The sequence below is a fragment of the Pseudomonas sp. B21-051 genome (assembly GCF_024748795.1).
Taxonomy (GTDB): Bacteria; Pseudomonadota; Gammaproteobacteria; order Pseudomonadales; family Pseudomonadaceae; genus Aquipseudomonas; species Aquipseudomonas putida_A.
Genome location: NZ_CP087166.1, coordinates 3,396,106 through 3,407,261, shown reverse-complemented (window position 1 = coordinate 3,407,261; position 11,156 = coordinate 3,396,106). Strand labels below are relative to the sequence as shown.

At 60.5% G+C, this 11,156-nt stretch carries 11 protein-coding genes; 10 read left to right on the top strand and 1 reads right to left on the bottom strand.

Annotation, left to right across the window (positions count from 1 at the left end):
* Window positions 1–66 precede the first annotated feature (66 nt).
* From macA to LOY52_RS15170, 4 genes are all read left to right on the top strand, one after another.
* On the top strand, window positions 67–1,215 hold the full coding sequence (gene macA / locus LOY52_RS15185; protein WP_098968301.1) for a macrolide transporter subunit MacA: 1,149 nt from the start codon (window positions 67–69) through the stop codon (window positions 1,213–1,215).
* Between the two features lie 2 nt (window positions 1,216–1,217).
* Window positions 1,218–3,176 (top strand): MacB family efflux pump subunit, encoded by a 1,959-nt coding sequence (locus LOY52_RS15180; RefSeq protein WP_135295543.1) that lies wholly within the window; start codon window positions 1,218–1,220, stop codon window positions 3,174–3,176.
* Between the two features lie 612 nt (window positions 3,177–3,788).
* Window positions 3,789–4,160 (top strand): DUF6124 family protein, encoded by a 372-nt coding sequence (locus LOY52_RS15175; protein WP_258674763.1) that lies wholly within the window; start codon window positions 3,789–3,791, stop codon window positions 4,158–4,160.
* Window positions 4,161–4,312: 152 nt separating this feature from the next.
* On the top strand, window positions 4,313–4,672 hold the full coding sequence (locus LOY52_RS15170; protein WP_258674760.1) for a DUF6124 family protein: 360 nt from the start codon (window positions 4,313–4,315) through the stop codon (window positions 4,670–4,672).
* Between the two features lie 61 nt (window positions 4,673–4,733).
* Here LOY52_RS15170 and LOY52_RS15165 read toward each other — a convergent pair whose 3' ends face one another.
* The gene (locus tag LOY52_RS15165; RefSeq protein ID WP_258674759.1) at window positions 4,734–5,492 is read right to left on the bottom strand and encodes a helix-turn-helix transcriptional regulator; all 759 of its coding nucleotides are present in this window, start codon (window positions 5,490–5,492) and stop codon (window positions 4,734–4,736) included.
* A gap of 317 nt (window positions 5,493–5,809) precedes the next feature.
* Here LOY52_RS15165 and ycaC point away from each other — a divergent pair, with 317 nt between their 5' ends.
* From ycaC to LOY52_RS15135, 6 genes are all read left to right on the top strand, one after another.
* Window positions 5,810–6,442, top strand: coding sequence for an isochorismate family cysteine hydrolase YcaC (ycaC, locus tag LOY52_RS15160; RefSeq protein WP_007966399.1), 633 nt, complete (start codon window positions 5,810–5,812; stop codon window positions 6,440–6,442).
* Between the two features lie 201 nt (window positions 6,443–6,643).
* Window positions 6,644–7,579, top strand: coding sequence for a Gfo/Idh/MocA family protein (locus LOY52_RS15155; protein ID WP_258674757.1), 936 nt, complete (start codon window positions 6,644–6,646; stop codon window positions 7,577–7,579).
* Window positions 7,580–7,794: 215 nt separating this feature from the next.
* Window positions 7,795–8,847 (top strand): isopenicillin N synthase family oxygenase, encoded by a 1,053-nt coding sequence (locus tag LOY52_RS15150; protein WP_258674755.1) that lies wholly within the window; start codon window positions 7,795–7,797, stop codon window positions 8,845–8,847.
* Between the two features lie 27 nt (window positions 8,848–8,874).
* Window positions 8,875–9,684: a MetQ/NlpA family ABC transporter substrate-binding protein gene (locus LOY52_RS15145; protein WP_258674753.1), complete on the top strand. Its 810-nt coding sequence runs from the start codon at window positions 8,875–8,877 to the stop codon at window positions 9,682–9,684.
* A complete protein-coding gene (locus tag LOY52_RS15140) occupies window positions 9,681–10,481 on the top strand; it encodes a methionine ABC transporter ATP-binding protein (protein ID WP_258674751.1) in 801 nt (266 codons plus the stop codon). The genes LOY52_RS15145 and LOY52_RS15140 overlap by 4 nt, the downstream gene beginning before the upstream one ends.
* Complete coding sequence (locus tag LOY52_RS15135) at window positions 10,478–11,149, top strand: methionine ABC transporter permease (protein WP_408980401.1); 672 nt, start codon at window positions 10,478–10,480, stop codon at window positions 11,147–11,149. The genes LOY52_RS15140 and LOY52_RS15135 overlap by 4 nt, the downstream gene beginning before the upstream one ends.
* The last annotated feature ends 7 nt before the right edge of the window (window positions 11,150–11,156 follow it).

Sequence of the window (11,156 nt, the reverse complement as noted above, 5' to 3'; positions counted from 1 at the left end):
GTGTGGTTGTTCTATCAAGACCCGGCCGCTGGCCGGGTTCATCCCTGAACGGACTTGTGGTTATTTATGGAAAAGTCGAAGTTGCGCAAAGTCGGTATGGGGTTGGCGTTGGCGGCGGTGGCCGGGTTGGTGCTGTACACGGTGCAGGCACCGGCCGAAGCGCCGAAATACCAGACCGCCCCGGTCGAACGCTCGGATATCGAAAACACCGTGCTCGCCACTGGTTTGCTGGAAGGCGTCAAGCAGGTGGATGTCGGCGCTCAGGTGTCGGGGCAGTTGAAGTCGCTCAAGGTCAAGGTGGGCGACAAGGTGAAGAAGGGCCAGTGGCTGGCCGAGATCGATCCGCTGGTGCTGCAGAACACCCTGCGTCAGGCGCAGGTCGATGAGGAAAACCTGCAGGCGCAAAAGCGCGCCACGCAGGCCCAGCTCAAACAGACCAAAGCGATCTACGAGCGCTATCAGAACCTGCAGGAAGACGCGTCGATCTCGCGTCAGGATTTCGAAACCGCGCAATCGGACTACGAGGTGCAGCAGGCCAATTTGCTGTCGCTGGACGCGCAGATCAAAAGTGCGCACATTCAGATCGACACCGCCAAGGTCAACCTTGCGTATACGCGAATCGTCGCGCCGATCGATGGCGACGTGGTCGGCATCGTCACCCAGGAAGGCCAGACCGTGATTGCTAACCAATTGGCGCCGATCCTGCTGAAACTGGCAGATCTGGACACCATGACCATCAAGGCCCAGGTGTCGGAGGCCGACGTGATTCATATCGCGCCGGGGCAGCAGGTGTATTTCACTATTCTCGGCGAGGACAAGCGCTATTACGGCAAGCTGCGCGGCACGGAGCCTGCGCCGCAGAACTTCCTCGAAACACCGCCGGCCGGCACCCCGAAACAAAACACCGCGGTGTTCTACAACGCGCTGTTCGAGGTGCCCAATCCCGACCATCGCTTGCGCATCTCGATGACTGCGCAGGTGCGCATCGTCCTCGATACCGCGCAATCGGTGCTGACCGTGCCGGTGGCCGCGCTCGGCCCGCGCAATGCTGATGGCAGTTTTCCGGTGCGGGTGCTCGACGCCAAGGGCCAGGCGCAGTCGCGCAACGTGCAGACCGGGATCAACAACAACGTCAAAGTGCAGATCAATCAGGGCCTCAGCGAAGGCGAGCGGGTGGTGATCGGTGATCCGCTGCCTGCCGTGGCGGGGGCTTGAGCATGACGCAAGCGTTGCTGCAATTGACCGGCATCACCCGCAGTTTCACCGCTGGCGACCGCGAGTTTCTCGCGCTGAAGGACATCAACCTGACAATCAATGCCGGGGAAATGGTGGCGATCATCGGCGCCTCCGGTTCCGGCAAGTCAACCCTGATGAACATCCTCGGCTGCCTCGATTACGCCACTGCCGGCAGCTACAAGATCAACGGCCAGGAGACCCGCGACCTCGACGATCAGGCGCTGGCCGAGCTGCGCCGCGATTACTTCGGTTTCATCTTCCAGCGCTATCACTTGCTGCCGCATTTGAGCGCGATGCACAACGTCGAGATGCCGGCGATTTACGCTGGCATTCCCGCGCCACAACGCCACGCCCGCGCCCGCGAGTTGTTGGCGCGACTGGGCCTCGATGGGCACCTGACTCACCGCCCGAGCCAGCTCTCCGGCGGTCAGCAGCAACGGGTGAGTATCGCCCGAGCCTTGATGAATGGCGGTGAAGTGATCCTCGCCGACGAACCCACCGGCGCCCTCGACACCGCCAGCGGCAAAGAAGTGATGCGAATCCTGCTGGAGCTGCACGCGGCCGGGCACACGGTGATTCTGGTGACCCACGACCCGAAAGTCGCGGCCAATGCCGAGCGCATCATCGAAGTCAGCGATGGAGAAATCCTCAGCGACCGCCGCAACCAGCGCGACACCGGGCAACTGTCGGACGAAGAGGAGGTGCCGCCCAAACCACCGGCGACCCGCCGCCTGGTGGCCAGCCTCGGGCTGTTCAAGGAAGCGTTCAACATGGCCTGGGTGGCGCTGATTTCGCACCGCATGCGCACCTTGTTGACCATGCTCGGGATCGTCATCGGCATCACCTCGGTGGTGTCGATTTCGGCGATCGGCGAGGGCGCGAAAAATTACGTGCTCAAGGACATTTCGGCGATCGGCAGCAACACCATCGATATCTATTCCGGCAGCAGTTTCGGCGACAAGCGCGCGGCCTCGATCGAGACACTGGTGCCGGCCGACGTCACCGCGCTGAATCAGCTGTATTACGTCGACAGCGCCACCCCGGTGGTCGGCCGGAGCATGCTCCTGCGTTACCGCAACATCGACCTCGACGCGCAGATCAACGGCGTCAGCGATCAGTACTTTCAGGTGCGCGGGATCAAACTGGAGGCGGGTATCACCTTCAGCGAAACCGATGCCCGGCGTCAGGCGCAGGTGGTGGTGATCGACTACAACACCCGGCATCGGCTGTTCGCCGAGGGCGTTGATCCGCTGGGCCAGGTGATCCTGATCGGCAACCTGCCGTGCACGGTGATCGGCGTGGCGGCCGAGAACAAAAACCTGTTTGCCTCAGGCAAGACTCTCAACGTCTGGGTGCCCTACGAAACCGCCGCCGGACGTATCCTGGGTCAACGTTTTCTCGACAGCATCAGCGTGCGGATCAAGGACGGCCAGTCGAGCAAAGTCGTGGAAAATCACGTCACCCAATTGATGCTGCAACGCCACGGCATCAAGGACTTCTACACCAACAACCTCGACAGCGTGATGCAGACCGTGCAGAAAACCAGTCGCTCGCTGGCCTTGCTGCTGTCGCTGATCGCGGTGATTTCGCTGGTGGTCGGCGGCATTGGCGTGATGAACATCATGCTGGTGTCGGTCACCGAGCGTACCCGCGAGATCGGCATTCGCATGGCGGTCGGCGCGCGTCAGTCGGACATTCGTCAGCAGTTTCTGGTGGAAGCGGTGATGGTCTGCCTGCTCGGCGGGGCGATCGGCATCTCGTTGTCGTATGCCATCGGCCATCTGTTTTCGCTGTTCATCAAGGAATGGGAGATGGTGTTCTCCATGGCCTCGGTGCTGACGGCGGTGATCTGCTCGACGCTGATCGGCATCGTCTTCGGCTTCGTCCCCGCGCGTAATGCATCGCGCCTCGATCCGATCGAGGCGCTGGCGCGGGACTGATTGCCGAAGCTGATTGGCCGGGCTCGTGCCTGAAGCGCACAAATCGAAAGGGACGGGTCACGAACCCGTCCCTGTTTTTCGTCAACCCAACTGTGGGAGCTGGCTTGCCAGCGATGACGGCCTACAAGCCGACCAACCTCGCAACTGAATGCACTCGTTCCAACTGTGGGAGCGAGCCTGCTCGCGAAAGCGGTCTGCCAGACGACATCAAAACTACAGGAGCAATCCCGGTTCTCCACACACACCATAAACGCACCCCCGCAAGCACGTTTAAAGTACACGAACCGTTACGCCATAACGGCTACAACGCCTTGCGCCGTTACCTACGCGTACGCCAGAATCCGCCGGCTTACACGGCTATGGGGCGAGCTATATCGTTTCCCTGTCACTGCAAAACAGTGATGGGGTTTGGTAGCCCGTTTCTAAGTGTGATGGCGACACCGTGTGCAGTCCTTTTTCAGGGACTCGATTTTATGGTGGCCATGCGTGGGGCTCCTTCGGGAGCGCCGGGTTTTCCTGCTTAGACCGGTCTACCAACCCGCGTATGGCCGCCACCCTCGTTTGGTAGCGAGAGTGATGGCTCCTTACTTTTGCTAAGCAGGAGCTTCATCCATGTTCAAAGCCACACCCAACCCCCCGGACACCTCGATCCCGTACGACCCGGCCCTCGACCCGCAGAAGATAAAAGCGGCAATCGACCGCGCCATCAACTTCTACCTCAACCCCGGCGCCCTGAAGATTTCGATCCCTTCAACCTCGTCATGCAAGGCGAACAGAATCTTCCTCATCGACCCCGAGGTGGATGAAGAAACCTTGCTCGTCGAAGCCTGTGAATCCCTGGCCGCCGCCAGCGACATGGCCCGCGACATCGGCGACACCGTCGATAACCCACAGCGCCGGGCCATGCTGATGCTGCATCAGGTGATCATGCTCAGTGAACTGATGGTCAACCGGGTACTCGATGGCCGCCGCGTGCCGAACTAACTGCCCGGTCCCCTGTAGGAGCTGCCGAAGGCTGCGATCTTTTGATTTTGTTTTTCAAGATCAAGATCAAGATCAAGATCAAAAGATCGCCGCCTGCGGCAGCTCCTACAGGTCATCATTCTTTCAAAGTGCCTCGATCGGAGTTTCAGCTGATGCCCGAAACCCCACCCAATCCGCCGGCCACAGACCCGCTATCACCCTACGAATCCCTCAACTCGAGAAAACTCCACGAAGCCGCCGAACGCGCCCTCGATCACTACCTTGCGCCCGCGCACATCATGGCGACGCCTTACACCCCCAGCAGCATGTTCCTGGTCAACCCGCAAACCGACACTGAATCGCTGCTGGCCAACGCCTGCGAATCCCTGGCCTCGGCCACTGTCATGCTTGGTGATTTCGCCGGCACGCTGGAAGGGCCGGGTCGCAATACGGCGCTGGGCATTGCGCAGGTGGTGATGCTGGGGGAGTTGGCGGTGAATCAAGCGCTGGACAGAGTTGTGCCGAAGGATTAGGCCTCCAATGTAAAAAAACCGCCACCCGGGGAGGGCGGCGGTTTTTTGTTCGGTTGTGGACTCAGGCTGCGCTGGTGGCGTGGCTGGCGTCCTCCGGCGAATACATCCAGCGCATCAACGAATGCCGGCCACTGATCCCCAGTTTGATCGCGGCGCGTTTGAGATAGCTTTCCACCGTGTTGACCTTCAACTGCAACTGCTCGGCCAGCTCCGGCGCGGTACGCCCGGCGAGCAGGCCGATGCACACTTCGGTTTCGCGATTGGACAGGCTCAGGCCCAGTTGCTGCAAACGCTCGTTGAAGCGTAGCCGCAGGTTTTCCAGGCCCTGTTGCGCGCCATCAGCGCTGGGCAACGGGTCTTCTGTGTTGGTCTGCTGGGGTTGCAGGGCGTGAATGTGTTTTTCCACCATCGGCAACAGCACCGGAGATATGTCCTGCAACAAACTCTGCTCCTGAGCCGAGAACCGTTGCGACTGGTCGTTGCGATACACCGAAATCACGTAGCGGTAGCCGTCCTTGCGCCGGGTCAGGTGCAATTGTGAGGCGTCGGCGCTGGCCGTGTCTGGCGTGTCCATTGGCTCGCTCGAGCGTGCGGCAATCTGTTCGCAGAATACCGTTTCAGCCTGCTGGGCCGAGTCTTTGCCGGTTTCCGGTGGGTGGCGATGGGCGGGGCGGCCCACCGGCTCGACGCGCATCTGGCGAATGTGTGTGGCGTCCACCGCCAGTTGCGTCTGGATCAGGTCATGCAGCATTCGCGGAAAGTGCCGGCTGCCGGTGCTCGCAATGACTTTACCGATGTGGGGAAACAGGTGTGAATTCATAAACATCATCCATGAGTTGCAGGTGAAACAGTCCCATTCCTGACCTGCGTCGAGCATGTTCCCTGGTCGGCGCAAATGTCAGGATGTGGATCCTATCCTAGTACAACGTTTGAAAGACGGTTTAATGAAGGTGTTATTAGCTCATAACCCCTCACCACCGAACTTTGCTTGCAATCGAGCTCAGGGACGCTCGATTGTCCGCTTCAAGTTGACAGTGAAACACTTTTCAACCGATTTATCGGTTCCGGTTGCGTCAGTAATCTGTGCCCATGTTCAACGCAACGCCCACTACCTCAACCAAGAAAAGGGATTCAAACATGAGCACTGCAACCTACAACCGCCTGAACAAAGACGACGCCGTAGTCCTGCTGGTCGACCACCAGACCGGTCTGATTTCTCTGGTTCAGGACTTCTCGCCGAACGAGTTCAAGAACAACGTCCTGGCCCTGGCCGACCTGGCGAAATTCTTCAACCTGCCGACCATCCTCACCACCAGTTTCGAACAAGGCCCCAACGGCCCGCTGGTCCCGGAGCTGAAAGAAATGTTCCCGGACGCGCCGTACATCGCCCGCCCAGGCCAGATCAACGCCTGGGACAACGAAGACTTCGTCAAGGCGATCAAGGCCACCGGCCGCAAACAGATCATCATCGCCGGTGTGGTGACCGACGTCTGCGTCGCATTCCCGACCCTGTCGGCACTGGCCGAAGGCTTTGACGTATTCGTCGTCACCGACGCCTCCGGCACCTTCAACACCACCGTCCAGCAAGCCGCGTGGAGCCGCATGACCCAGGCCGGCGCACAAATGATGAACTGGTTCTCGGTCGCCTGTGAGCTGCACCGCGACTGGCGCAACGACATCGAAGGGCTGGGCAATCTGCTGTCGCAGCGGATTCCGAACTACCGGAACTTGATGAACAGTTACTCGGCGTTGACCGCGCAGCAGAAGTGACTGCAGCGTTGTGAACGTGAAAAGCCTGCCCTGAAAAGCAGGCTTTCTTTGTTTGCGCCGCTGCATCAGCGTTGCTACCCGTGCAGTGAAGTGAGCGCTGGCGTCTGCGGTTTTTTGATCAGACTCAGCTGGGTATTCCCTGACGTTTACGGCTAATCTGCGCACTCGCTGACGACAACAAGACAAAAACAGGAGTCACTGATGCAACCGATCCGTCTCGGTCTGGTGGGCTACGGCAAGATTGCCCAGGATCAACATGTTCCGGCGATCAACGCCAATCCCGGATTTCGTCTGGTGGCGGTCGCCACGCAGGGTGCACCCTGTGCCGGGGTGGAGAACTTTCACTCGTTGAGCGAGTTGCTGGAGAACGGCCCCGAGGTGGATGCGATTGCGTTTTGTACGCCGCCGCAAGGACGATTTGCACTGGTGCAGCAGGCGCTGGCCGCCGGCAAACATGTGTTGGTGGAAAAACCGCCGTGCGCCACGCTGGGCGAGGCGCTGGCCCTGGTCAGTCAAGCGCAGCAACAGGGTGTCAGTGCGTTGTTCGCCTGGCATTCGCGCTACGCCCCCGGCATTGAAGCCGCCCGCGACTGGCTCGCCGGCCGCACGCTGCAAAGCGTGCAGATCGACTGGAAGGAAGACGTGCGCAAGTGGCATCCCGGTCAGACGTGGATCTGGCAACCGGGTGGTCTGGGCGTTTTCGATCCGGGCATCAATGCCTTGTCGATCGTCACTTATTTGCTGACGCAGCCTCTGTTTGTGAAGTCCGCCGAACTGCGCGTACCGGACAACTGCCAGTCGCCGATTGCCGCGTCGATCAAGATGTCCGATGCGCACGGGCTCGACGTGCAGGCCGAGTTCGATTTCGACCACGGTCACGATGAACTCTGGAGCATCGAGATTCGCTGCGCCGAAGGGCTGCTGCGCCTGGACAACGGCGGGGCGCTGCTGAGCATCGACGGCGTGCGCCAAGCGGTGTCGGAAGAAGGCGAGTACACGGTGGTGTATCGACACTTCCGGCAACTGATTGGCGATCGGGCCAGCGACGTCGATCTGCAGCCACTGCGGCTGGTGGCTGACAGTTTCTTTGTCGGCAGCCGGGTGGCAGTCGAACCGTTTTATGATCCGGCACGTTGATCAGTTGAAGCGGCAGAGCTGTCGCGTGAAGACAGCGAACCTGAGCGTCAGGCCTAAGCTAATGCAAAAAGGGTATTTGTTCGTGGTTTTTAAGATCGTTTAGTTTTGTCTCACGACGAATCAAACGCATCAAACCGATAGACCCCCGATTGCCATGACGGCACACGCTGAATCGATCAAAGGCTCTTCAGGTTTGGTTCACACGGGAGTGAATCATGCCGCATACCCTCGATATCACCACGCTGCCGACGCTGGACCTTTCGTTGTTCGAAGGCACCGCGCAACAGCGTTATGAATTTCTTGAAAACCTGCGTCACGCCGCGCGTGACGTCGGCTTTTTCTATCTCACCGGCCATGGCATCGACAGCCACCTGCTCAAACAGGTGCAGGATCACGCACGGCAGTTCTTCGCTCTGTCCGAGCAGGAAAAGACCGCCGTCGGCATGATCAATTCGCCGCACTTTCGCGGTTACAACCGTGCCGCTTCCGAGTTCACCCGTGGTCAACCCGACTGGCGTGAGCAGTTCGATCTCGGCGCCGAGCGCGAAGCGTTGCCGTTGGACGCGGACAGTCCGTTGTGGGCGCGCTTGCAGGGGCCCAACCAATGGCCGGCGGCGCTGCCAGAACTAAAACCGCTATTGCTCGCATGGCAACAGGCGATGACGCGCATGGCGTTGCGTCTGTTGCGTGCCTTTGCCCAGGCGCTGTCGCTGCGGGCGGACGCGTTCGATCAGTTGTACGGCGACAAGCCCAACGAACACATCAAGTTGATGCGCTATCCAGGCCAGGTCGCCAGCGCGAGCCAGCAGGGCGTCGGCGCGCACAAGGATTCCGGGTTCCTCAGCTTTCTGCTGCAAGACCAGCAGGCCGGGTTGCAAGTGGAAGTCGAGGAGGGGCGCTGGATCGATGCGCTGCCGCGTGAAAACACCTTGGTGGTGAACATTGGCGAGCTACTGGAGCTGGCCACCAACGGTTATCTGCGCGCCACAGTGCATCGGGTGGTGTCGCCGCCCGCAGGCAGCGAGCGCTTGTCCATCGCCTTCTTCCTCGGCGCGCAACTCGATGCTGTGGTGCCGCTGTATCCGTTGCCCACCGCGCTGCTGCGCGAAGCGCGTGGCCCGGCGAGTGATCCGCTCAATCCGTTGTTTCGCGATGTCGGCTGGAACTACCTCAAGGGACGGTTGCGTTCGCACCCCGACGTCGCCCGGCGCTTCTATGCCGACGCGCTGATGCCCGCCGCACCGGCTCGTAAAACCGCCAACGCCTGATTCATCACTCGCTCAAGGACTCCGCACATGTTGAAAAAAGCAGGTTTGACCCTGGCCGTGCTCGGCGCGCTGGTGACTTCGTTTGGCGCGCAGGCACTGGAGCCATTGCGCGTGGCTGCCGACCCGGTGCCCCACGCGCAGATTCTCGCGTACATCCAGACAATCGATCCGCAACTCAACCTCAAGGTCATCGAGATTCCCAACGGCGTGAACTCCAACGAGCTGTTGGTGCATGGCGATGTCGATGCCAATTACTTCCAGCATCTGCCGTACCTTAAATCCCAGGAACAAGCGCTGGGACAGAAGCTCGCGGTGGCCGCCACGGTGCATATCGAGCCGTTGGGCATCTATTCGCGCCGGCACAAAAGCTTCGCCGACGTGCCGGAAAAAGGCACCGTCGCCGTGCCCAACAACGTCACCAACCTGAGCCGTGCGCTGTACCTGTTGCAGGACAACGGCCTGATCAAACTCAAGCCCGGCTTCAAGGATCCGGCAGCCGATCAGGCCACACCCAAGGACATCGCCGAGAACCCGAAACAGCTGAAGATCCTTGAGATCGAGTCGCCGCAAATTCCTCGGGCGCTGGACGACGTCGACCTTGCGGTGATCAACGGCAACTACGCGCTGGAAGCCGGACTGGTGCCGGCCCAGGATGCGCTGGGGCTGGAGAAGGCCGAGCACAATCCGTACGCCAACATTCTGGTGACCACGCCGAAACTGCAAAACGATCCGCGCATCGCACAACTGGCCAAAGACCTGACCTCGCCGCAAGTGGCGAAATACATCACTGATAACTTCAAGGGTTCGGTGATTCCGGTGGAGGATGCCAAGCCATGATCGTCGTCGAGCAGTTGAGCAAGACCTACCCGGCGGCGCCGGCGCCGGCACTGGATCAGGTGTCGCTGAGTATTCCCGACGGCGCGATCTACGGCATCCTCGGGCGCAGCGGCGCAGGCAAGTCGACCCTGTTGCGCTGTCTCAATCTGCTCGAACGCCCGGACAGCGGGCAAATCCTCATCGACGGTGTGGATCTGCTGACCCTGTCCGCCAGCGACCTGCGTCGCCAGCGGCAGCGCATCGGCATGATTTTCCAGGGCTTCAATTTGCTGCATTCGCGCACCGTGTTCGACAACATCGCCGTGCCGCTGGAAATCGCCAACGTCGGCAAACCGTGGCGCCATGTGCGGGTGCGCGAGCTGCTGGAACTGGTCGGTTTGACGGACAAGGCGCAAGCCTTTCCCTCGCAGTTGTCCGGTGGGCAAAAACAACGGGTCGGGATTGCCCGCGCCCTGGCAGCGGAGCCTGCGTATCTGCTGTCGGACGAAGCCACCAGTGCGCTGGATCCGGAAACCACTGCGTCGATTCTTGACCTGCTGCGCGATATCAATCGGCAACTGGGCGTGACCATTGTGCTGATCACCCATGAGCTGGAGGTGGTCAAGTCGATCTGCGATCACGCGGCGTTGATGGCGGATGGGCGCCTGGTCGAGGCCGGCCCGGTGCCGCGTTTGCTCGCCGATGCGCAATCGAGTCTCGGCACTTCGTTACGTCCAACCTGCGGTCTGCCGCTGGGCCACAACATCCCCGGGCTCAGCTTCCTCAAGCAATACGGCGTGCGGGCGGCCCAGTCATGAACCGCACGATCAACTGGGATGAAATCCTGCAACTGCTGCTCAACGCCACCGGCGAAACCCTGTACATGGTCTTGCTCGCCGGGCTGTTCACGCTGCTGATCGGTTTGCCGCTCGGAGTTTTGCTGTTTGTCAGTCGGCGCGATGGCCTGTGGCCGCTGCCTCGGCTCAACGCCGCGCTGGGTTCGCTGGTCAATCTGGGGCGCTCGCTGCCGTTTGTGGTGATGTTGATTGCGCTGATTCCGCTTACGCGTCTGCTGGTTGGTACGACCCTGGGCAGCACCGCTGCGGTGGTGCCGATCACCATTGGCGCGTTTCCGTTTTTTGCGCGGATCGTCGAGAACGCGCTGGATGAAGTCGACAAGGGACGGATTGAAGCGATCCTCGCCATGGGCGGCGATATTCGTCATGTGATTTTCAAAGTGCTGCTGCCCGAAGCGCTGCCGGCACTACTGGCGGGGATCACCCTGACGCTGGTGATGCTGATCGGTTTTTCTTCCATGGCCGGGGTGATTGGCGGTGGCGGCCTCGGTGATCTGGCGATCCGTTACGGCTATCAGCGTTTCAACAATGAAGTGATGGTCGCCACTGTGGTGGTGCTGGTCATTCTGGTGCAGGGCGTGCAGAGCCTGGGCGACCGGCTAGTACGTTCGCTGGCCCATCGGCGTTAAGGAATTT

Coding starts and splice junctions, on each gene's coding strand:
- LOY52_RS15150 (WP_258674755.1), top strand. CDS start 7,795: ATGCCGCATACCCTCGATATCACCACGCTGCCGACGCTGGACCTTTCG.
- LOY52_RS15165 (WP_258674759.1), bottom strand. CDS start 5,492: ATGAATTCACACCTGTTTCCCCACATCGGTAAAGTCATTGCGAGCACC.
- LOY52_RS15145 (WP_258674753.1), top strand. CDS start 8,875: ATGTTGAAAAAAGCAGGTTTGACCCTGGCCGTGCTCGGCGCGCTGGTG.
- macA (WP_098968301.1), top strand. CDS start 67: ATGGAAAAGTCGAAGTTGCGCAAAGTCGGTATGGGGTTGGCGTTGGCG.
- LOY52_RS15140 (WP_258674751.1), top strand. CDS start 9,681: ATGATCGTCGTCGAGCAGTTGAGCAAGACCTACCCGGCGGCGCCGGCG.
- LOY52_RS15135 (WP_408980401.1), top strand. CDS start 10,478: ATGAACCGCACGATCAACTGGGATGAAATCCTGCAACTGCTGCTCAAC.
- ycaC (WP_007966399.1), top strand. CDS start 5,810: ATGAGCACTGCAACCTACAACCGCCTGAACAAAGACGACGCCGTAGTC.
- LOY52_RS15170 (WP_258674760.1), top strand. CDS start 4,313: ATGCCCGAAACCCCACCCAATCCGCCGGCCACAGACCCGCTATCACCC.
- LOY52_RS15175 (WP_258674763.1), top strand. CDS start 3,789: ATGTTCAAAGCCACACCCAACCCCCCGGACACCTCGATCCCGTACGAC.
- LOY52_RS15155 (WP_258674757.1), top strand. CDS start 6,644: ATGCAACCGATCCGTCTCGGTCTGGTGGGCTACGGCAAGATTGCCCAG.
- LOY52_RS15180 (WP_135295543.1), top strand. CDS start 1,218: ATGACGCAAGCGTTGCTGCAATTGACCGGCATCACCCGCAGTTTCACC.